General features: G+C 65.4%; 24 protein-coding genes. 15 read left to right on the top strand and 9 right to left on the bottom strand.

From position 1 onward, the window contains the following. Nucleotides 1-10 precede the first annotated feature (10 nt). Nucleotides 11-529, bottom strand: a complete 519-nt coding sequence (locus ACWGL1_RS05045) for a ferritin-like domain-containing protein (protein ID WP_338575449.1) — start codon at nucleotides 527-529, stop codon at nucleotides 11-13. Between the two features lie 140 nt (nucleotides 530-669). Here ACWGL1_RS05045 and ACWGL1_RS05040 point away from each other — a divergent pair, with 140 nt between their 5' ends. The 6 genes from ACWGL1_RS05040 to ACWGL1_RS05015 all read left to right on the top strand — a co-directional run bounded on the left by ACWGL1_RS05040 (nucleotide 670) and on the right by ACWGL1_RS05015 (nucleotide 8,610). Beyond that, the gene (locus ACWGL1_RS05040) at nucleotides 670-1,239 is read left to right on the top strand and encodes an SRPBCC family protein (RefSeq protein ID WP_269298494.1); all 570 of its coding nucleotides are present in this window, start codon (nucleotides 670-672) and stop codon (nucleotides 1,237-1,239) included. Between the two features lie 21 nt (nucleotides 1,240-1,260). Next, nucleotides 1,261-2,436: a zinc-dependent alcohol dehydrogenase gene (locus ACWGL1_RS05035; RefSeq protein ID WP_269298492.1), complete on the top strand. Its 1,176-nt coding sequence runs from the start codon at nucleotides 1,261-1,263 to the stop codon at nucleotides 2,434-2,436. A 253-nt stretch (nucleotides 2,437-2,689) separates the two neighbouring features. Beyond that, on the top strand, nucleotides 2,690-6,070 hold the full coding sequence (locus ACWGL1_RS05030) for a response regulator (RefSeq protein WP_338578619.1): 3,381 nt from the start codon (nucleotides 2,690-2,692) through the stop codon (nucleotides 6,068-6,070). A 7-nt stretch (nucleotides 6,071-6,077) separates the two neighbouring features. Beyond that, the gene (locus tag ACWGL1_RS05025) at nucleotides 6,078-6,902 is read left to right on the top strand and encodes a CheR family methyltransferase (RefSeq protein WP_338575452.1); all 825 of its coding nucleotides are present in this window, start codon (nucleotides 6,078-6,080) and stop codon (nucleotides 6,900-6,902) included. Next, nucleotides 6,899-7,474, top strand: a complete 576-nt coding sequence (locus ACWGL1_RS05020; protein WP_269298488.1) for a chemotaxis protein CheB — start codon at nucleotides 6,899-6,901, stop codon at nucleotides 7,472-7,474. The genes ACWGL1_RS05025 and ACWGL1_RS05020 overlap by 4 nt, the downstream gene beginning before the upstream one ends. Further along, entirely contained in the window at nucleotides 7,471-8,610 is a 1,140-nt protein-coding gene (locus ACWGL1_RS05015; protein ID WP_452111340.1) for a hybrid sensor histidine kinase/response regulator, read from the top strand. Before ACWGL1_RS05020 ends, ACWGL1_RS05015 begins: the two co-directional genes overlap by 4 nt. Before the next feature lie 6 nt (nucleotides 8,611-8,616). Here ACWGL1_RS05015 and ACWGL1_RS05010 read toward each other — a convergent pair whose 3' ends face one another. Both ACWGL1_RS05010 and ACWGL1_RS05005 read right to left on the bottom strand, forming a co-directional pair. Then, nucleotides 8,617-8,904, bottom strand: coding sequence for a SemiSWEET family sugar transporter (locus ACWGL1_RS05010; RefSeq protein WP_200165245.1), 288 nt, complete (start codon nucleotides 8,902-8,904; stop codon nucleotides 8,617-8,619). A gap of 226 nt (nucleotides 8,905-9,130) precedes the next feature. Next, a complete protein-coding gene (locus tag ACWGL1_RS05005) occupies nucleotides 9,131-9,916 on the bottom strand; it encodes a Crp/Fnr family transcriptional regulator (RefSeq protein WP_269298483.1) in 786 nt (261 codons plus the stop codon). Nucleotides 9,917-10,062: 146 nt separating this feature from the next. Here ACWGL1_RS05005 and ACWGL1_RS05000 point away from each other — a divergent pair, with 146 nt between their 5' ends. The 6 genes from ACWGL1_RS05000 (at nucleotide 10,063) to ACWGL1_RS04975 (ending at nucleotide 15,876) form a co-directional block, all read left to right on the top strand. Continuing rightward, the gene (locus tag ACWGL1_RS05000; RefSeq protein ID WP_269298481.1) at nucleotides 10,063-10,281 is read left to right on the top strand and encodes a hypothetical protein; all 219 of its coding nucleotides are present in this window, start codon (nucleotides 10,063-10,065) and stop codon (nucleotides 10,279-10,281) included. A gap of 143 nt (nucleotides 10,282-10,424) precedes the next feature. After that, nucleotides 10,425-11,078 carry a class I SAM-dependent methyltransferase gene (locus ACWGL1_RS04995; RefSeq protein WP_269298479.1) on the top strand — a complete coding sequence of 218 codons (654 nt, stop codon included), beginning with the start codon at nucleotides 10,425-10,427 and terminating at the stop codon, nucleotides 11,076-11,078. A 183-nt stretch (nucleotides 11,079-11,261) separates the two neighbouring features. After that, complete coding sequence (locus ACWGL1_RS04990; RefSeq protein ID WP_269298477.1) at nucleotides 11,262-11,564, top strand: hypothetical protein; 303 nt, start codon at nucleotides 11,262-11,264, stop codon at nucleotides 11,562-11,564. 2,113 nt (nucleotides 11,565-13,677) lie between these two features. Continuing rightward, the gene (locus ACWGL1_RS04985) at nucleotides 13,678-13,935 is read left to right on the top strand and encodes a DUF6894 family protein (protein WP_291783760.1); all 258 of its coding nucleotides are present in this window, start codon (nucleotides 13,678-13,680) and stop codon (nucleotides 13,933-13,935) included. A gap of 149 nt (nucleotides 13,936-14,084) precedes the next feature. Beyond that, a complete protein-coding gene (locus tag ACWGL1_RS04980) occupies nucleotides 14,085-15,206 on the top strand; it encodes a methyltransferase (RefSeq protein WP_452111339.1) in 1,122 nt (373 codons plus the stop codon). A gap of 346 nt (nucleotides 15,207-15,552) precedes the next feature. Continuing rightward, complete coding sequence (locus tag ACWGL1_RS04975; protein ID WP_452111338.1) at nucleotides 15,553-15,876, top strand: hypothetical protein; 324 nt, start codon at nucleotides 15,553-15,555, stop codon at nucleotides 15,874-15,876. A gap of 26 nt (nucleotides 15,877-15,902) precedes the next feature. On the opposite strand, the gene ACWGL1_RS04970 is transcribed toward ACWGL1_RS04975, so the two are convergent. The 4 genes from ACWGL1_RS04970 to ACWGL1_RS04955 all read right to left on the bottom strand — a co-directional run bounded on the left by ACWGL1_RS04970 (nucleotide 15,903) and on the right by ACWGL1_RS04955 (nucleotide 17,730). Beyond that, nucleotides 15,903-16,091 carry a hypothetical protein gene (locus ACWGL1_RS04970; RefSeq protein ID WP_200165253.1) on the bottom strand — a complete coding sequence of 63 codons (189 nt, stop codon included), beginning with the start codon at nucleotides 16,089-16,091 and terminating at the stop codon, nucleotides 15,903-15,905. Between the two features lie 298 nt (nucleotides 16,092-16,389). Further along, the gene (locus ACWGL1_RS04965) at nucleotides 16,390-17,025 is read right to left on the bottom strand and encodes a hypothetical protein (protein ID WP_291783755.1); all 636 of its coding nucleotides are present in this window, start codon (nucleotides 17,023-17,025) and stop codon (nucleotides 16,390-16,392) included. Nucleotides 17,026-17,042: 17 nt separating this feature from the next. Further along, on the bottom strand, nucleotides 17,043-17,393 hold the full coding sequence (locus tag ACWGL1_RS04960; RefSeq protein ID WP_253108006.1) for a hypothetical protein: 351 nt from the start codon (nucleotides 17,391-17,393) through the stop codon (nucleotides 17,043-17,045). Nucleotides 17,394-17,487: 94 nt separating this feature from the next. Then, nucleotides 17,488-17,730 carry a hypothetical protein gene (locus ACWGL1_RS04955; protein ID WP_291783753.1) on the bottom strand — a complete coding sequence of 81 codons (243 nt, stop codon included), beginning with the start codon at nucleotides 17,728-17,730 and terminating at the stop codon, nucleotides 17,488-17,490. Between the two features lie 365 nt (nucleotides 17,731-18,095). On the opposite strand from ACWGL1_RS04955, the gene ACWGL1_RS04950 reads away from it, so the two are divergent. Together ACWGL1_RS04950 and ACWGL1_RS04945 are read left to right on the top strand one after the other, a co-directional pair. Further along, nucleotides 18,096-18,410, top strand: coding sequence for a hypothetical protein (locus ACWGL1_RS04950; RefSeq protein ID WP_291783751.1), 315 nt, complete (start codon nucleotides 18,096-18,098; stop codon nucleotides 18,408-18,410). Beyond that, nucleotides 18,410-18,868: a hypothetical protein gene (locus tag ACWGL1_RS04945; protein ID WP_452111337.1), complete on the top strand. Its 459-nt coding sequence runs from the start codon at nucleotides 18,410-18,412 to the stop codon at nucleotides 18,866-18,868. Before ACWGL1_RS04950 ends, ACWGL1_RS04945 begins: the two co-directional genes overlap by 1 nt. On the opposite strand, the gene ACWGL1_RS04940 is transcribed toward ACWGL1_RS04945, so the two are convergent. After that, a complete protein-coding gene (locus ACWGL1_RS04940) occupies nucleotides 18,865-19,128 on the bottom strand; it encodes a hypothetical protein (protein ID WP_291783746.1) in 264 nt (87 codons plus the stop codon). The genes ACWGL1_RS04945 and ACWGL1_RS04940 overlap by 4 nt on opposite strands. 348 nt (nucleotides 19,129-19,476) lie before the next feature. On the opposite strand from ACWGL1_RS04940, the gene ACWGL1_RS04935 reads away from it, so the two are divergent. After that, complete coding sequence (locus tag ACWGL1_RS04935) at nucleotides 19,477-19,695, top strand: hypothetical protein (RefSeq protein WP_291783744.1); 219 nt, start codon at nucleotides 19,477-19,479, stop codon at nucleotides 19,693-19,695. 264 nt (nucleotides 19,696-19,959) lie between these two features. Here the strand turns inward: ACWGL1_RS04935 and ACWGL1_RS04930 are convergent, their stop codons facing one another. Next, entirely contained in the window at nucleotides 19,960-20,433 is a 474-nt protein-coding gene (locus ACWGL1_RS04930; protein ID WP_269298458.1) for a hypothetical protein, read from the bottom strand. Between the last annotated feature and the right edge of the window lie 37 nt (nucleotides 20,434-20,470).

Here is a 20,470-nt window from a genome sequence, read left to right as displayed (position 1 = left end):
GCGACAGCGATCAGCGGCTGGGGTTCTCGCCCGCGCGCTTCAGCATCAGGAATTTCTCGGTGAGGGCCGGCAGGCTCTGGTCCACCCAGGCCGCCATGCGCGCTTCTTCATCCAGCGAGGCGTTCAGCGGATCCAACGCGACAGAGTAGCCACCGTGCTCGGCCAGGACGATCAGTCCCTTGTAGGCCGCGACCTCATAGTTCTCGAAGGCGAAGTTGGCGAAGGCGTTCTTGAGAATTTCGTCCTCGGCGAAGGTGTGGCCCAGGGCTGCCATGTTGCCGCTCATGGACATCGCGGCGTCCTTCAGACCTGACGGACTCTCGTCAAGGCCCGAGAGAATCTGCTCAAGCCGTGAAATCTGCTGCTCGGTTTCAAGCCGGTGCGCCTTCAGCTTCTCCGCCACCTCCATGAAATTTCTGGCGCGTTCGATCTGCCGATCCATCAGGGCCAGGGCCTGATGCTCCACGGCATGGGCGTTCTTCAGGCCAGTCACGAACACGTCGCGCCAGACGTCGTCGTTGTTGATCATGTCGATCTCCTTCGGTTTGCGGGTCTCTGGCAAACCGGCGGAGCGGATGAGGGGTCCGGCTGTCGGATACCCGTCACTTCATCGATCTCCGCAACGAACCCGCTGTCGGTCCATTGGCTCTTCACGCACCGGAGCCAGACATGACCGATCGTCCGATTTCGACTGACGCCGATGTGGATTCCTCGGCCTTCCGCGACAGCGACCTTCACGAAGGGCGCCACGCGGCCGACAGCTTGCGCGCCATGCTGATCCGACGGCCCCGATCGGCCCTCTACAACTATTGGCGCGATCTTTTGAACCTGCCCGTCTTCTCGGAGACGGTGAAGTCTGTCGAAGTTCTGGACGCGACGCATTCCCGATGGGTCGTCGAAGGACCGGGCGGAAAGGACGTCGCGCTGACCTCCGTGGTCACAGAGGACCTGGCGGACCGTCGCATCGCCTGGACCTCGACCCAGGGCTCCGACGTCGACCATGAGGGTTGGATCGAGTTCCGGGACCATCCTTTCGGGCGCGGCACGGAGGTCCGGCTCTTCATCAGCTACGATCCGCCCGGCGGGGTCGTGGGCAAGGCGATCGCCAAGGTCATGCAGCGCGAGCCGCGCCTGCAGGCGCGGCGCGAACTGCGGCGCTTCAAGCAGCTCATGGAGACGGGCGAGATTTCGACCTCAAGGGCGCCGGATGCAGCGCCGCGCGGCTCCCGCCGCCTCTGATCGCAGCAGAAAGGATCGCCCATGCGCGCGCTCACCTGGCACGGCAAGCATAACGTCCAGATGGACACGGTTCCCGACCCGGAGATCATCAACCCTCGCGACGCCATCATCAGGATTACGGCCACGGCCATCTGCGGCTCGGATCTGCATCTGTACGACAGCTACATCCCCGGAATGTCGAACGGCGACATCCTCGGCCATGAATTCATGGGCGAAGTCGTGGACGTCGGGCGCGGAAACACCAGCCTGAAGAAGGGGGACCGGGTCGTGGTGCCCTTCGTCATCGCCTGCGGCCAATGTTTCTTCTGCCAGAAATCCCTTCCCGCCGCCTGCGACAATTCCAATCCGGCGGATAAGGCCGACGCATCGGAGATCGCCTTCGGCCAGGTGATGACCGGCGCCTTCGGCTATTCGCACCTGACCGGCGGCTACGCCGGAGGACAGGCCGAGTACGCGCGGGTGCCCTATTCCGACTACGGGCCGATCAAGATCCCGGACGGCGTCGAGGACGAGAAGGTGCTCTTTCTGTCCGACATCTTCCCCACGGGCTGGATGGCCGCCGAGAACTGCCAGATCGAGCGCGGCGACACCGTCGCCGTCTGGGGCTGCGGGCCGGTGGGTCTGTTCGCGATCAAATGCGCCTTCCTTCAGGGCGCGGGCCGCGTCATCGCCATCGATCACCATCCCAACCGCCTGGCCCTGGCCAGGGCCAACGGCGCCGAGGTCCTCAACTACCACGAGGTCAGGGTCCGCGAGGCGCTCCAGGAAATGACGGCGGGCCTCGGGCCCGACAGCTGCATCGACGCCGTGGGCATGGAAAGCCACGGCTTCTCGCCCGACAACATCGTCGACGCCGTAAAGACCTCGACCCGCATGGGGACAGACCGCGCCCACGTGTTGCGCGAAACCATCATGGCGGTGCGCAAGGGCGGCACGGTGTCGGTGCCCGGCGTCTACGGCGGCTTCGCGGACAAGGTGCCGGTCGGCGCCTTCATGCAGAAAGGCCTGACCCTCAAAACCGGCCAGACACATGTGCAGCGCTACCTCCCCGCCCTGCTCGAGATGATCCTGGACGGCCGCATCGACACCACTGATCTGATCAGCCACCGCCTGCCGCTCGAGCAGGCCCCCGAGGCCTACCGCAACTTCAAAGAGAACCAGAACGAATGGACGAAGGTGGTGCTTCATCCGGAATGAAGCTGCAGGAGGCGCTGCGACGCCGGGCTTTTCCGCCGCTTCGTCAGATTCTGGAGCTGGCCGCGCCTTTCTCGTGAGAGCCGCAGCGGGGCCACGGGGCGATCAGCCGCATCGTTCATCAGCAAGTCTGTGCGGCGAATCCAGCATAGGTTATTGCAAGGTCTGCACGCGTCCTTAGGCAGGGCGCTCTCGCTCCTCGTCCAGGGTTCACAACTTGATGAAATCGTCACGTCGTCCGTCTGCGGGCTCGAAGATGGAGGCCTGGGCGGTTCTGGGGTTGGCCCTGGTTCTTTCCTTCTTCCTCGCCACCGGGCTTGTCGCCTGGAGGAATGTCGAAGTTCTGCGCGCCAACAACCAGCAGATCATCCATACGCACGAGGTGATCCTCGCGGTTGATGAACTGTTGTCCGCCGCTCAGGACGCCGAGACGGGCCAGCGCGGCTATCTGCTGACGGGCAACGTCTCCTATCTGCAGCCCTACGAGACGGCGACCCGGGATCTCAACCGACGGCTGGGCGATATCGCGGAGCTCACCCGCGACAACCCTGTCCAACAAGGTCACCTGAATCAGCTGCGCGCTCGCCTCGACGCCAAACTGGCCGAGCTGGACGCGGCCCTACAGGCGCGCCGCGCCGAGGGCATGCAGGCCGCGCTGGCGCGGATGGCCACGGATCAGGGCAAGCAGGAGATGGACGCGATCCGGGCCCAGGTCGCCCTCATGCGTCAGGAAGAGCAGAGCGTGCGTCAGCAGCGACTGACGGAAATGAACGCCGCCTATCGCACGGCGCTGATCAGCGGCGTGCTTTCGGGCGTGCTCGGTGCTGTCCTGACGATCACGGTCTTCATGCTGGTCCGTCGCAGCGCCAGGGCGCGCGCGCGCCAGGAATGGCTGCATGAAGGCCAGGTGGGCCTCGGCGTCGCCATGATGGGCGATCAGTCGCTGGAACAGCTGGGAGACAGCATTCTCGCCTATCTGGGACGGTACGCCGGCGTCCAGGCGGCCGCCCTGTTCAAAGGCGAAGGCGGCCTTTATCGACGCATCGCCGCGCTCGGCGTCCCGTCGGACGCGCCCGTCGCTGAACGCTTCGGCCCGCGCGAGGGGCTGCTCGGGCAGGTGGCGGCGGACGGTCAGATTCTGACCCTGTCCGACGTGCCTGAGGGCTATCTGACGATCGGTTCGGCCCTCGGCCGCGACAAGCCGAGGCACCTGGTGATCGCCCCCGCCCGGGCGGACGGCGCGGTCAATGCGGTTCTGGAACTCGGCTTTCTGCACACGCCGGACGAACGGCTTATGGCCCTGCTTGAAGAAACCGGGCCCGCCATCGGCACAGCCTTGCGCTCGGCCCGCTACCGCGCCCAGCTGCAGAACATGCTGGAGGAAACCCAGCGCCAGGCCGAGGAGCTCCAGGTCCAGAGCGAGGAGTTGCGCGTCTCCAACGAAGAGTTGGAGGAACAGGGTCGGGCGCTGAAGGAATCCCAGACGCGACTGGAGCAGCAGCAGGCGGAGCTGGAGCAGACCAACAGCCAACTGGAGGAGCAGGCCCAGTTGCTGGAAACCCAGCGCGACGATCTGGAGCGCGGCGCCTCGGCGCTGACGCTGAAGGCGCGCGAACTCGAACAGGCCAGCCAGTATAAGTCCGACTTCCTGGCCAATATGTCCCATGAGCTGCGGACCCCGCTCAACTCCCTGCTGATCCTGTCCAAACTTCTGGCCGACAACCCAGAGGGAACGCTGTCGGAGGAACAGGTCAACTACGCCCGCACGATTCAGTCGTCCGGCAATGATCTCCTGGCCTTGATCAACGACATCCTCGACCTGTCCAAGATCGAGGCAGGCCACATTCAGGCGCGTCCCGAGGCGGTGTCGATGCAACGGTTGACGGAGGACGTCCGGCAACTCTTCCAGCCGGTGGCGGACGATCGCGGTCTGGCCTTCGAGATCGAACTGGACGCTGGAGCCGATCTGATGGAGACGGATCGCCAGCGGCTGGAGCAGATTCTCAAGAACCTGCTGTCGAACGCCTTCAAGTTTACGGAAATCGGGGGTGTGAAACTGGGCATATCGGCCCAGCCCGGGGACAGGATCGCCTTCGCCGTGTCGGATACCGGCATCGGCATATCCCCCGAGCAGCAGACGGGGATTTTCGAGGCCTTCCAGCAGGCCGACGGAACCATCAGCCGCAGATACGGCGGCACGGGCCTGGGCCTGTCGATCTCGCGCGAACTGGCGCGCCTGCTCGGCGGGCGGATCACCCTGGAAAGCCGAGTGGGCGAAGGGAGCGTCTTCACTCTGACCCTTCCGCGCGCCTATGACGCTGCGCAGGTCCCTCCGCGCGAGACGCCTGCCCCTGCCCCGCATGTTTCACCCCCGTCGGAACCGCCTCCCGAGCGGCGTCAATCAATGTCTGCGAGCATCGAGGACGACCGCGATCATCTGGCCGGAACGCGCCGCCTGCTGCTGGTTGTCGAGGACGACGACCGCTTCGCCGCCATCGTCCGCGACCTGTCCCGCGAGCTGGGCTTCCAGTGCATCGTGGCGGGCACGGCCCAGGAGGCTCTCAAGCTGGCCAAGCGCCATCGTCCCAGCGCGGTCGTGCTGGACGTGGGCCTGCCCGATCAGTCGGGCCTGACCGTTCTCGACGTGCTGAAGCGCGACGATGACACCCGCCACATCCCCATCCACGTCGTCTCGGCCGAGGATCACAGCCAGACCGCCCTGTCGCTGGGCGCCATCGGCTATCTGGTCAAGCCGGTGAAGCGCGAGGATCTCGCCGAGGTTCTGCGCACTCTCGAGGACACGCTGACCCGCACCGTACGTCGCGTGCTCATCGTGGAGGACGATCTGGTCCAGCGCGACGCGGTGAGCCGCCTGCTGGCCTCCGGCGACGTAGAAACCGTAGGCGTGGGCACCGCCGCCGAATGCCTGGAGCAACTCAGAACCCAGACCTTCGACTGCATGGTGCTTGATCTCACCCTGCCTGACGCGTCGGGCTTCTCCCTGCTGGAGACCCTCAGCCGCGAGGGCGGCCATGGCTTCCCGCCTGTGATCGTCTATACGGGGCGCGATCTGTCGCCCGATCACGAGCAGCAGCTGCGCCGCTATTCGAGCTCCATCATCATCAAGGGCGCCAAGTCGCCGGAGCGGCTGCTCGACGAGGTCTCCCTCTTCCTCCACCAGGTGGTGTCCGAGCTTCCGCCCGAGCAGCAGAAGATGATCCGCAAGGCGCGCAATCGCGACGCCGTGCTGGAAGGGCGCCGGATTCTGATCGTCGAGGACGACGTCCGCAACGTCTACTCCCTGACCAATGTCCTTGAACCGCGCGGCGCCCTGGTGGAGATCGCCCGCAACGGCAAGGAAGCGCTCGAGGCGCTGGAGCAGGCCTCGACCGATCCTTCGAAGGCTGTCGACCTTGTGCTGATGGACGTGATGATGCCGGTCATGGACGGCCTGACGGCGACGCGTGAAATGAGAAAGGATCCGCGCTGGACGACTCTGCCGGTGCTGATGCTGACCGCCAAGGCCATGCCGGACGACCAGGAGCGCTGCATGGCGGCCGGGGCGAACGACTACATGGCCAAGCCGCTGGACGTGGACAAGCTGCTGTCCCTGGTCCGCGTCTGGATGCCCCGCTGAGTCCGCCATGACGAACGAGATCGAGGATATCGAGATCGGTCTGCTGCTGGAGGCGCTATACCAGCGCTACCATTACGACTTCCGCCAGTACGCACGGGCGTCGATCAAGCGCCGCCTGATTCAGGCGCGCAGCCATTTCGGCCTGCCGAGCCTGACGGCCCTGCAGGAACGGGTCCTGCACGATCCCGAAATGCTGCCTCGTCTGCTCGCCTTCCTGACAGTTCAGGTCAGCGAGATGTTCCGCGATCCCGGCTACTTTCGCGCCCTGCGTGAGCAGGTGCTGCCCCATCTGCGCACCTATCCCTCGCTCAAGGTGTGGATCGCGGGGTGCAGCGCCGGGGAGGAGCTGTATTCCATGGCCATCCTGTTCCGCGAGGAAGGCCTGTTCGATCGCACCCTCTTCTACGCCACCGACATCAATCCCGACGCCCTGCGCGCCGCGGAAGCGGGGATCTATCCCCTCGATCGAATCCGCAAATTCACCGAAAACCACCAGAAGTCGGGCGGCCGCTCGTCCCTGTCCGACTACTATACGGCCGACTACGGTCGCGCGGTCTTCGACAAGTCGCTGCGCGCCAATGTCGTCTTCTCTGACCACAGCCTTGTCACGGACGCCGTCTTCGCCGAGATGCAGCTCATCTCCTGCCGCAACGTCATGATCTATTTCGACCGAGGCCTTCAGGATCGCGCCGTGGGCCTTTTCAGGGACTCCCTGGCGCGCAACGGCTTTCTGGGGATCGGATCGAAGGAAAGCCTGCGCTTCTCACGCCATGCGGCCGCCTTCTCCGAGTTTGTCCCGGCGGAGAAGATCTACAGGAAACGCGAACCATGAGTCCGTCCCCCGACCGGGCCGTGGTGATCGGCGCCTCCGCCGGAGGGGTGCAGGCCCTGCTCGCCCTCCTCCCGTCGCTGCCGGCGGACTTCCCCTGGCCGATCTTCATCGTCCTGCACGTCCCGGCCGACCGCGGCAACGTGCTGGCCCCTCTGTTCGGGGCCAGATGCCTGCTTGAGGTCAAGGAGGCCGAAGACAAGGAGACCGCCCGTCCCGGCGTGGTCTATTTCGCCCCCTCAGACTACCACCTGCTGGTCGAGAGCAACGGTGATATGGCCCTGTCCTCCGACGAAGCCGTCAACTACTCCCGCCCCTCCATAGACGTGCTGTTCGAAAGCGCGGCGGACGCCTACGGCGCCGGCCTGACCGGGGTGATCCTGACCGGCGCCAACGAGGACGGCGCAGCCGGGCTGAGCGCCGTCGCCGCCGCGGGCGGGGTCGCCCTGGTGGAGGAGCCCGCCGCCGCCTACGCCCAGGCCATGCCCCAGGCCGCCCGCAACGCCTGCACGGCGGCCGTCGCCCTGCCGCTCGAAGGCATCGCCGAACATCTGAAAGGTCTCGGAACAGAATGAGCAGCCCGGAACAGCCGATTCACCTTCTGCTGGTCGACGACCTTGAAGAGAACCTGCTCGCGCTGGAGGCGCTGCTGAAGCGGGAGGACGTCGTCTGCCTGAAGGCCCGCTCGGGCGACGAGGCGCTGGAGCTGCTGCTGATCCACGATGTCGCCCTGGCCCTGGTGGACGTGCAGATGCCAGGCATGGACGGTTTCCAGTTGGCCGAGTTCATGCGCGGCAATGTGAACGCGCGCCACGTCCCCATCATCTTCGTCACGGCGGGAAGCGCCGATCTGCAGCGACGGTTCAGGGGCTATGAGGCCGGGGCCGTCGACTTCATCCAGAAACCGATCGAAACCGACATCCTGCGCAGCAAGGCGAACGTCTTCATCGACCTCTATCGCCAACGCAGGGAGATTCTCGCCCAGCGCGATGAACTGGAGGCCTACGCCAACGCCCTGCGCGCGGCGGACCGCCGCAAGAACGACTTCATCGCCATGCTGGGCCATGAGTTGCGCAACCCGATCATGGCGCTCCGCGCCGGTCTTCAGCTTCTGGAGCGCCAGTCGGACAAGAACCGCAAGGCCGACATCCAGGCGCGGATGGAGGTTCAGGCCCACCACCTCTCGCGGCTGATCGAAGACCTGCTCGACGTCGCCCGGATCGATCAGGGCAAGATTTCCCTTCAGCGCGAGCGTGTGAGTCTGCAGAGCGTCATCGAGTCCGCCGTGGACACCAGCCGACCCAAGATCGAGGCGGGCGCGCATGACCTGACGGTCGCCCTGCCTTCCCAGCCCCTGTGGCTCGAAGGCGATTTCACCCGCCTGTCGCAGGTCGTCAGCAACCTGCTGACCAACGCCGCCAAATACACGCCGTCCGAAGGACAGATCCGTATTTCCGCGGATGTCGTCCAGGACGAGGTGCGGATCGACATCGCCGACAACGGCGTGGGCGTGCCGCATGACATGCAGGGCCGCATCTTCGATATGTTCACTCAGTCGAAGGGGCCGGACGATCGCTCGCGCGAAGGTCTCGGCATCGGCCTGGCTCTCGTAAAGCAGTTGGTCGAGATGCATGACGGAGCCGTCGAACTGGCCAGCGACGGCCCCGGTCGAGGCAGTTGTTTCACCCTGCGTTTTCCACTCGCCGCCTGACCGCGTTCACGCGTCCGATGCGCTCTTCGCCGCGTCGCGAAAGCGCCATTTCATAACCAGGACCGCCGACGCCATCACGAGGGCGGAGGCGTTGGCGACGGTCACAGGCCAGGCCGAGGTCATCACGCCGTAGATCGTCCACAGGATGAAGCAACTGACGGTCAGGGAATAGGTTTTGAGGCTCACCGCCGAGGCGTCCCTCTCCTTCCAGATCTTGTACGCCTGCGGGGCAAAGCTCGTAATCGAGCAGATTGCTGCAGCCGAGCCGATAAGTGTTGCAACATCGCCAGTCATGATGGGCCAACGTCATGTTAGCGACGCTGTTCCCAAGGTGCATGTTCGCCGCTGAGGTCAATGTAGTGACGATCGCCTCAGCGCCGCCGACAACGATCCTAATGGATCGGAGCCTTTTCCGATTGCGCCGGGGTGGGTCGATAAAAGCCATCTACGCTTGCGCCTGTAGCGAGAACAGGGACGGACGCGGCCGATCTCGCGCCGCCGTCCCACCGCGACCGCCCGCTTACTCTGGAGGCGACTCCAGGTAGGCCTTGTCGAACTCGGCCAGGGCGGCCAGCCCGCCCCAATCTTTCAGATGAACAAGAGCCCCCTTCCACTCCACGAGACCTTCTCGTCGAAGCTCCGCCACGACGCGGTTCACATGGACGGTCGAAAGCCCAAGGATATCCGCTATCTCCGCCTGGGTCATAGGCAACTGGAAGCAGCAGTCTTTCGCGCGGCCCACCAGTTCCAGTCGGCAGTAGAGTTCACACAGGAACCAGGCCAGGCGCTCCTTTGCGCTCTGGGCGCCGAGCGCAAGAATCCACTCGCGGCTTACGGCGCCGTCGACCAGGGTGTCCAGCCACAGGCTTCTGACCAGGTCGCCGTCGGCGTCGATCAACCGATCAAGGCGAGCATGGGGAATGGAGGCCGCCCGACAGTCCGTCAGGGCCACGACGCCCTGCGGCTGACGCTTCTTCAACAAAGAGCCGAGATTGACGAAATCGCCTGGGAGACAAATCTCGGTGAATTGGCGCCGCCCATTCCGCAACAAGCGGTAGCGAGCCGCAAACCCGTTCAAAAGCAGGAGGCAGGAGGAGGCCTTGACGCCCTGTACGATGAGGTCGTCCCTCGCAGGGATGAGCGCCAAGGGATTGAACGCTTCACTGAGCTTGCGGAGGGTTGCTGGAGACACGCTCCTGCGCCGCGTCAGCTTGATCGTGATCAGATCGTGGAGCTCGTCGCCGGACCACATCCCCTCTTCGCCTTCCCGCTCCACACTTCGCGCATTTCCATCGCCGCCGCTCATGCGACGCGGCGTCGATAACGTCCTCGACGCCCAGGCGTTGCTTTAACGGTTCCCCTTCGCATGGGTCGGATCGCCTGGCGCCATGCCGAGAGACGCCGATCAGCAGAGTCATCCTAGGTTCAGGCTCGGGCGTATAGGTTTCCGTCATGGCCCTCTACGATTTCCTCGTCGCCGGTCTGGAGGTGGATCAGGTCCACGAAGCCGAGGCTTCGACGGACGCCGAGGCGCGTCGTCAAGGGTTTCGCTTCGCCGGCGATCTGATCAAGGAGCGCGAGATCCTGAGCCGGGAATCCGTCGCCTTCGAAGTGAGAGTGAAGACGAAGGACGGCCGCCAGATCTGCGCGGTCAATGTGAGGCTGGATTAGGATTCCCGAAATGGGCCTCGGACGATCGGCCGGTTGCTCTAACAGGACATGACGGTTGGCATGGTACCGGACGACGTTTGTGTTACACATTAACAATGCCTTCTTCCCGATCGACCGCCTCGCCGTCCTTCTTCAACCAGGAGATGGCGGACGCCTACGACCATCGGAACCGCGCCCTCGTTCCGATCTCCAATTGCCTCCACTTCCTAACGGGCCTGGTCCTGGCCGAATGTCCGAGCGAAGCGCGAGTGCTGTGCGTCGGCGTGGGAACGGGCGCTGAAATCCTCTCCCTGGCCCAAGCGCGTCCAGGATGGTTTTTCGTCGGGGTCGATCCTTCCGCCGAGATGCTGAATGTCGGCCGGGACCGGTTAAAGGAAGCGGGCGTTCTGGAGCGATGCGAGCTTATCCAGGGCTACGCCGAGGACGCGCCCCCCGGCCCATTCGACGCCGCGGTCAGCCTGTTGGTCGCCCATTTCATCAGACGGGAACAACGGCCGGCCTTCTACAGCGCCATTCATGATCGACTGAAGCGGGGCGGTCGCTTCGTCAGCGCCGAAATCAGCGCCGATCTCGAAGATGCGGCGTTTCCAGACATGTTGAAGGACTGGAAGCAGGTCCAGACCCTGATGGGCGCGACCCCCGAATCGTCGGCCAGGCTGGAGAGCATGCTGCGCGACGCGCTGGGGGTTCTGCCGGCGGCAGAGACCGAGGCCCTTTGGCGGGCAGCAGGGTTTGCGACGCCCGTGTCCTTCTTCCAGGCCTTCATGATCCGAGGCTGGCACGCCATGAAGGCGTAGGCCGGACGCGATCCGGGCCGGGACGCTGGCCGGCCTTTGCTGACGCAGTCGCAATGGCCGGCCGTCGGTTGGAAGCCCCCAAACTTATGGAACAGCCTGCCGGGCTGGACTACAGCGCCCCTTGAACCGTCTCCGCGGCCATCCAAATAGCGACCGCCTTCACTCTTCACTGGAGATGCTTCGATGCGAACCGTCGTTGTAGAACCCTTTGGCGACGTCTGGGCCGTCCGCGTGGATGACGTCGAGCCTCAGCTGTTTGGGCGCGGGCGCGCCGCGGAAGACGTCGCCAAGACCGTGGCGGAGCGGCTGGCTGCCGCCGGCGACCACGTCGAGATCCATCTGTTCCTACGGAACGGCCAAAAGGCGGCGCGATTTGTTTGCCTACCTCCCCTTTCAGCCGAGGACTCTCCTCTGCTGATCGGAGGAAGCCTGCTGGCCCAGGCGGCGGCGAACGTCGACGATACCGACCAGCGCGTAAACGCCTGACGGCCAAGGCGGAGTGCAGCAGGTAGAAGGGGGCGCCAGAAGAGCGCTGCGGACTCGCCCTTCCCTATGCTGCCCAGGAGGGATTTATCCAGGTCGCCGAGCCGGTCCGTCGATGCGGCCGGTCGAGGGCTGGACAGCCATGCAAATTGTAAAATAGTAACATCGTTCACGACGGGAGGCGGAACGTGCCGGGGCGGCCCAAACGAACGGGACGGATGACAGAGGCGGTCCTGATCGCCCTGTGTCTTGCGATCTTCGGCATCCTTTACTGGATTGCGACCGGATAACGTGAAGCGGGCCGGCTTCGGCTGTCATTCCGCAGTTGGTCGAAGAGCCGCCCCCGTGGAACCCATCGCCCTCGGGACGGCTAAGGATTGTCTTCCGCGCGGAAGTCTGCGGCCCGGAGCGCAACCCCCCTGACCACCGCTCCGGGCCGCAACCCCTGACGAGAAAGGCGCGACCGAGAGGAACCAGGCCGGGCTTAAGCAGTTTGCCGGGCATCCCCTTCTTCCTGGCGCCGGGAGATCGTCTTTGCGCAAACAAAAATCTCCCATCCCCCGCTGGTGGCGTCTAGCCGGGTGGGAGGCGGCGCGGCTGCTCGGAACGCTTTCGTTCATAGGGATCGTCGGGTGCGCCTACATGGGCTGGATGGGCTGAGACGGAACCCCGGATGGTCCTCGAGCTTTAAGGAGGCGCATTCCGGCGCTGGCGTGCGATGCGGCCCGGCGCGCAGCCACGCACCCCCTGCGGCGCACCGGGCCGCAACCAATTCCGGCGCAGCTTGTTGGCTTCGCATGACTGGATTTGGCGGACACCTGCTCGCGGCGCTCGATCGCCTATTCAAACGCCTGACCGGGAACGAGCGCCTCCTCTAGGCGGCCTCCGTCCCTCGACTGCGGCGGCGTGCGGGCTGAAATATCAAAAGCGCTGCCGTTAATCATCACAGGTTAAACGCGCAAAGCGCTTGGAGATCTAAGCTCGCCCAGTCGCTCGCCTCCTGAGCGGGCCTGCTCCAGTCCCTCGCGCACCTCCTGAAAGAGCGGGGCTGGACCGACGGTAGAGGAACGCGACTTGCCCAGACGTCCCCAATGGCGACCCAGCTTCGGCGAATGGTCGGTGGTGATTGCGATTTTGGCCCTACTCGCGATCGCCGCTTCCTCGGCCTTCGAGTGATCGGACAGACTCATTGATGTCGGCCGTCAGGTCGTCGGCCGTGCGGCGAGGTTGCTTTCAGGTGGCCATGACGACAAGGAGACCACCCCATGGCGGAACGTCGACTTTCGCAATGGCGCAACCTCGGCCTGGCGGCCCCGGTGATCTTTGCCGCTAATCGAGTGCGGCGGCCTCGCCTGTCCAGCTGGCATCCGAGTGTCGTCTGCGGGGCTTCGCCGTCGCGGGCGTCGCCACCGGCTCCCTGATAAGGTTTCTGGCCGTGCTGTCGGCCTTGCAACGCCTGCGTCCCGTCTGCTGCTAGCCCCGGCCGGTCTTCCGTAGAGAGAAGCTTGGGAGGTCGTGGCGCCGACAGCGACGGCGACACCATCAATGTGAGCGCTGGCCCGGCCGGCGGATGTGGCTCCCGCCCGTGCGAGCGTTTCTTCTGTAGGCAAATGAAGACCCCTCGCCGGCGCCTGGGGCCTCCAACGAGGGGCTTCGCGGTTCAACAGAGGGCAGCTCCAGGGGTTAGAGAGCTGCGATGGGCCAACTCACGGGAATGAGAACGGTTCCGAACGTCAAGGACATGCCCCCCGAAGCGAGAGCACGCATGAGGCGCGTCTGCAGTAAACTTCAAGCGCCAAAGGCCGCTCTCCGAATACCCGCCAAACCGGAGGCCCTGCAATCCGGGCTCGCTCCCTCTCGCAGCTGAGCTTTCAGGCTCGTTAGGCCCTCCTGAGTCCCAATGCGGCAGATCGGTTTTCTTATGCTCGCCTAATAAGTCCAGCATGCTGAGGCGCGCCTTCGCGTCCCGCCGGTCGTCGACGGAGCCGTCATATCAGGCCACCGCCGATGGCGACGTCCAAAGCGCGCGGCCCGCTGTAGAGCTGTCCTCCGGACAGTTCGCTCTTTCAGCCCGCCGACGCGTTCGTTCAAGTCGTGGATACCTCGGAGAGCGCCGATGACCTGCGGGACCGCCGACCACCCTCTCTATCGTTTCGCCCTGTTCGGGCACCGCTCCGCCTTCTGCGCGGAGATCGCGGCGGCCACGGACGACGACGCATACAGGGAAGCTCTGCGCTTCATGGGCGAGCTGTTGAAAGAGGGCGACACCATGAGGGACGACGGCTTTTCGTATCGGGTCACGGTGACCGCGATCGACGGCCGCCGAATCTGCGACATCACAAGCTGCGGCGCAAACCACGCGAGCCGAGATTGATCGCGTCGGACGCGTACGCCCGAGCGCCCGCTCGGATGCAACGCCGCAGGCGCGGGAGCCTTATCTAGAAGGCCCAGCGTCAGATCGACGACGGCCGGTTTCAAAGCTTGAGCGCCTCCTCGTTTGGTTAGGACCGTCAGGAAATCCGCATGTTCTTCCCCACCCGCCGGCCCAGGTCGACCGCGCCGCCGCTCCCGGCCGGCCGTCGCAAGCCAAGCCATCCGGCCGCCCGGCTCGAAGGCGACCTGATGGAAGGAGCGCCCGATCACAGCGATCGCCGCCCTGGACCTAGCTCCGCCGACATGGGGATTGGGCAGCGGCGCGCGGCCCTGGTCGCCCTTCTCGACCTGCTGGCGGCCGCCGGGTACGATTTCGTGAGCCCGACCCCCGCCACCCACAGACGGGTGGCGTCCCGGCGGGAGCGCGCCCGCGCCGCTAACCTGCGAGACATCTTCGGCTGGGGGCGCCCCTTCGACCCGAACGACCTCGACCCTACCCTCCTCGCCACGATGTCGAGCGGCGGGCTCCTCGTCGACGAGGGCGCGTCGCTTCGATCCGCTGTCAGGGTCAGTGCGCTTGACGGGCGCCTGCACCTGCACTCCGCCCGGAGCGACGCCTCTGACGCCGTCTTCCTTGGACCGGACAGCTACCGCTTCGTCCGCTTCCTGACCTCCGCGCTATGCGGTACGCAGCCGCGCTCGATCCTCGACGTCGGCGCCGGCGCCGGCGCCGACGCGCTGGCGCTGGCCGCACGCTTGCCGCATTCCAGGGTCGTGGCCGGGGACGTGAACCCCTTCGCCCTTGCTCTCCTCGCCGCCAATGCCGCCCACGCCCGCCTGTCGATTGAAATTGTCGCGGGCTCTGGGCCCGGGGCCGCGGCCGGCGAGTTCGATCTCATCATCGCCAACCCGCCCTATCTGGCCGACGGCGAGCACCGGACCTATCGCGATGGAGGCGGCGCCTTGGGCATGGACCTCGCCTTGGCGTGGGTCTCTGTTGGACTGCATCGCCTGCGTCCGCGGGGGCGCTTCGTGCTCTACACGGGCAGCCCGATCATCGAAGGCCGAGATATGCTGCGCATCGAGCTCGAGCGGCTCGCCGCCGAGGCAGGCGCGAGCATGACATATGAGGAGATCGACCCGGATGTCTTCGGGGGGATGCTGGCGCACGAAGGCTATCGAGAGGTCGAAAGGATCGCGGCCATCGGCGCTGTCCTGTCTCGCCAGGCCGCGCCGCGAAGGTTATTCGCCACCCGGGGCCTTCGCCCTTAGACCGCTTGGGCTTCGGTGAAGGCTGCGTTCCTTATGCCAGCCTTCGGTCGCATCCGCGTGAGGAGGAACGGGATCCCGGAGCGCCGGTTAAACCTCTGAAGGCCTTAATAGAGGGCGTGGCTAGAGAGTATGTGCACAGGTCCATGACGCAGATCGACGTAAGTTCGCCAGAGCCCCAGCTCTGCCTCCGATGCGCGGGATCAGGCATCTTCGACACGGGCGTCTGCCACATGTGCGACGGGTCCGGGAAGGCGCAGATCGACACCGACCTTTCAGCCGCCGCCGAGCAAGAGTCGAATCCCAGATCGCAGCCGAATTCTTCCGCTCGCCTCGCGGCCCAGCGCTGATGGACGACGGCCTTTACAAGATCGGCTTCAGGACACGGCTGGGACCGGGCTATGGGGTAGTCGTGCTCCAGGGCGGGCGCATCATCGGCGGCGACAGCAGCTCGTTCTATGTCGGCTCCTATGTCATTCACGGAGCGAGGTTCAAGGCCAGCCTGCAGCTCGATCGGCATACCATCATCCCTGTCCTGCGATCCGTGTTCGGCGTCGAGCGTGCGCGTATCGAGTTGGAAGGCGATATCCTCGGCCAGGACGCGCTCATGTCGGGGTCTTCGCCCGATGCGCCCGAAGTGAGTTTCGAGGCCGTGATGAGCAGACTGGCCTAGACGGCGCGCCGTCGTTTACGGCCAGATCAACAACGACCGCCTCCGCCGATCGAGGCTGCGCCTTCGCAATCGCCTTCCATCACCAGGCGACCGACCACTTCTGCTCCGCCCTGCAGGGCCATGAGCTTGTCTTCAGCGTCCTCCCAGTCCTCCGCTTCCAACTGGAGAGAAAAGCAACGCTCGCCCTGCTGGTAGTCCACGAGAAACATCGGCATCGCCTATCCTACCACCAACCAGGTTGAGGGACGTCCTCGAGCCGCGAGACGGCGAGCGACGCTCCAGGCGAAGGCCCGTTTCGCCGCAGCTTTGTCATCATAGCGGCGCGGCTTGTCCGTCCCACCTCCGGTCAGGCGATACCACGCCTCCCGTCGTCTTGAGCCAGGCTGGATGCGTTCAAGTCTGACGCCCACGCGGGAGCGTAACAGGCGTTTTCTTTTCATTTCTCCGTCCTCCTGCCCCCGCGCGAGGCGGCGAAGGCGGCGCAAAGCGCCCGCGCCGCCTCCCCTGCGCGCCTTATCGATATCGAGCGCGCTCCGCAGCGATCTCGTCGGTTGTATAGGGCGCCCCGGCGGGGTCAAAGCGCGTCCAGCCCGTCTGGCGGTAGGCGGCCCCTCGAGCGGCGGCGTCCCAGCCGCGGCTCTCGTCCAGGATCGCCTGCGCCCGGGCCCGCTCCGTTTCATTGACGCGAACGCTGACAAGGGTTCCGCCCCGACGCACGCCTTCGGCGTAGACGTGGGCGTCATCGTCATCATGGCCCGCCTCTTTGAGCGCGCCGAGAATTCCGCCGACCGCCCCGCCCGCAGCGGCGCCCGCGGCCCCTGCAACCGCCGCCGACGCGAGCCAGCCTGCTGCCACCACGGGGCCCAGGCCCGGCACCGCCAGCATGCCCAGGCCCGCGAGAACGCCGGCGCCCACGCCGAGCGCGCCGCCGGTCGCCGCCCCCTTGCCCGCGCCTTCTGCGACGTCGTTCTCGCCGTCGCCGTTCATGTCACCGGGCGCCCGCCCGTGATGCCGGTGGCTCTCGTGCCAGTTGTCGGCGTTATTGGAGATGACGCTGATGTCAGCCGCTCCAAAGCCGGCGGCTTCGAGGGCGGACACGGCGTCCATCGCTTCGGTGTGAGTATCGTAGAGTCGCGTGATAGTGGACATGGAAATCTCCTTCAGCATCAGGAAGCGGGCGACGCGCTGACGACGCCTTTGTAGTCTACGGAAACCCTCGACTCGACGCCGTCCTTGACGGCGGTCGCCGTCCAGACGCCGTCTTCGCCCTGGCTCAAACCGCCGACCTGGGCGTAGCCCTGTTTCTCAATGGCGCTTCTCGCCTGCCCCTCGGTAAAGGAATTTGCGCCCGGCGTGATCGTCCCCTCTGCAGCGTTCTCCGTCGTGTCGACGGCGGGGTTCCGAGGTGTCTCCGACGCGGACACCACAGGCCCTTCGACAGGGGATTGGGCGTCGCGGTTATCTCCGCACGCTCCAAGCAGAACGACGGCTCCGATCAGACCTATGGAAGCTCTCATGGGTTTCTCCTTTGATGAGGTGTTGAGGGAAGTCGCCCGGATTCAAAGCGTTCCGCCGCGTCGAAGACTTTCCCGCGGACCGTAAGGTTCCGGGTCATCCAGCCCGCTCCGAGGTCCGCGCTTCGCCCGTCTCTGCGGCCGAAACGCCATCTCGCCTCGACGCCAGTCGGTACAAGGCATGCTCGTCGTCGAAGACTTCAGCGGAAGAAAAGGTCCGGCTGACGGCGAGCCGCCGCCGCGCCTCGGCCATGGCGGCCGCGGCGTCCTCCACCGTGACGCATTCGACGCGCAGGACGCCTGTCCCCGCTCCACTGTAGCGAATGGTGAAGTGAGGCATTTCGCGGCTCCTCTGTGACGGTGAAGCAAGAGCCCGCCGCGCGACCTGTTCCTTGGGTCGCCTAGCGGACCCATGCGGAAGCAGGCTGGCGCTCGAGAGCCGAATCCTCTTTCGCGCTGGCATCCCCGTTTCGAGACACGGCCGGGACACGGCCTCAGCAAAGTCGATCGGACCTGGCTCCCACGATCTCGAATCCAAGCGCTGGAAGAGCAGCATCACCTTTGCAACTCGGCGCGACACCTATCCCTGCCGCAATTCGCGTTGATGGGCGTAGGCGAGGCGAACACCGGCGAGACAGTCATGGCGCCAGGTTCTGGAACGCCTCCTCGCCCCCTCAACTTCTCTGGGAATAAGAGGAGAGAGCCATGACCGAGACCCCACGTGATCCGCCTGAACAGCTCAACAATGAGGACGGCGACCTGACGCCGGTCAAAGCCGACACAGTATCGAGGGGTGATCCAGCCGAACGGCTTCGCGGCGTCGGCCAGGAGAACATCTCCGCCCGTCCGGTCAAGCCGAAACCATCGGACCCGCCCCCTGCCCCGCCGGAGTTGGACGACGACGCCACACAGATGAAGAAGATCGAGGACGCCGCCGGTACGGAGCCTTCACCGCCTGGCGTCGCCGAGCCGGAGGGCGCACGCGAACTGCCCAGGCCGCCGCTTGCGGATCCGATCTGATGGCTCCGCGGCTCAAGCTGTTCGAATGGTCGGACGGCTTCCACACCTTCACCGTGGCGGCCAGCTCGCGACCGAAGGCGTTAGCCGCTTGGGGCAGCGGCCAGGATCTCTTCGCCACCGGCCTGGCCAAGGAAATCGACGACAGCCCCGACGCTGAGGCCGCCAAGGCTTCGCCCGGCACGGTGATTGAGCGCAGGCTCGACGTGAAGCTCCCGGCGAGCGATCCGAAGAAGGGGGCGGCGAAGAAGACGAAGCAGCCCAGCGCCGCCGATCGGAAACGCGTGGAGGAAGCCCAAATCGCCCTGGACGACCTCGACGCCATGCACGGTCAGGCCGCACGGCGGCTGGATGAAGAGCTGCAAGCCATTAGGGCGCGCAGGGAAGAGGAACGGACGGCCTATGAAGCGCAGCGCGAGAAACTACAGGCTCGCCTGGAGAGGGCGCGCGCTAAGCTCTAGCCCTCATCGTCATCGTCTTCGTCGTCCTCGGCCTCGGCCTCGGCCCCGAAATCCGCGAACACGAGCTGCATCTCAACCCTCACCTCGTCCATGGTCTGCTGGACCCAGGCGTGAAGGGCGCGGACGGTCTTCTCGGCTGATACGGCGTCCGGCGAGAACAGACGCTCCATGACATCCGTCAGCGCCTGGTTCCTGCCCATGAGCACGCCAGCCCGATAAATCGGGTCGTCTGAAGGGTCGATGTCGTCGTCTTCGTCCATGTGCGACCTTCTGGCGCGCTAACACTCTTGTGAGTTGCGCACTCGCGTAACGGTTGTGACCCTCTCGCCAGGAGATAGTCTCCATCGGGAGAGCTATATGTCCGTAAAACTATAGGCGTCGCGATGGCTGCCCTCACGATGAATGTTATGGCCGCGGGCGCGGCGCCCGTGCCGCCTGACTGGTAACCTTCCGCGGCGCTTCGCCGTCAACAAATCCCTTCAATGGGATCAGCGGCCCGGCTTGAGGACAGTCCCCCGGTTCTCGCTGGGCCGTTTCGATTCGCGAAGTAGCTCGGAACCAGTGAACCTCCCACCGCTTGGTTTCAGGCAACCAACAGGGAGATGACCATGACCGACGTCCAACCGAACGATCCGAACCGCAATCCCAGGGAAGCGCCCGAACTGGACGGCGATGAAGTCGAAGCTGGCCGCCAGGCTCGCAAGAGCGGAGCCAATCAAGACCCTCTGGCGAACAACAATCCGGCCGACAGGAACACATCGCCTTCGACCGGCGGCGACGGCGCCGCGGGCGCCGGCGGTCCGAAGGGCTTTGGCACGGGCGCCTGATCAGCAGGAATGGGTGGCTGGCCGAATCTCCGGAGCGGCGCCCATTCGACTGATTGATCGTCGGTGGCGGCGGCGCTCTTGCGCCGCCGCACAGCTTGAGCGCCGCCCTGTTCCGGCGACGCCCTATACACTTGGCGTCCGGGCTCACCGAGCCGCCCTGACCGCCTATCTCCGATCGTCGCGGGTGCGATCTCGCAGTTCACCAGAGCGGCGCGCAACCATCGGGCTCACGCTGTGCAAATCTGACGCCGTCAGGCTGGTCGGCTAAGGCCGCCGCGCGCGTGTCGCACCAGCGACCGTCGCAACGCCAAGGCCTGCAACGACAAGGTCCTCGACGATCCCGCTGCGGGTCTGGCCAATGCGCCGCAGCGCGGCCTTTCGGCCGGCCAGCGTCAGATAGGCCAGCGGTATGGCGACGCCCACGGCCAGGGCGGCGCCGCGCCGCTCGCGTCCCCTCGGCGCCAGGGCGCCGCCGGCGATCCCGGCGCTCGCGATCCGGGCAAGCAGGCCGAGGAATACCGTACGATCCGGCGCGGACTTCATCTTGTCGCCCAGCAGTTCGCCAACGCCCATCGCCAGCGCACCGAACCTGAATAACGGACGGTCGAGCAGAACGAGTCTGCCCGGCGTGGCGCGGCGGCCCAGGCGCGCTGCGGCGATGACGGCCATGGGCGTCATCGAACGCGCGCTGGCGGCGGCGCCGATCAGGACCGAGGGAAGCAGGTCGAGGAAGCGCATGAAGGCTCAACCCTCTCCGACCGGGCGGGTTGCGTCG

This window comes from Brevundimonas sp. NPDC055812 (assembly GCF_053616535.1).
The sequence above is the reverse complement of the archived record's forward strand: the minus strand, read 5'-3'. Positions and strand labels throughout refer to the sequence as shown.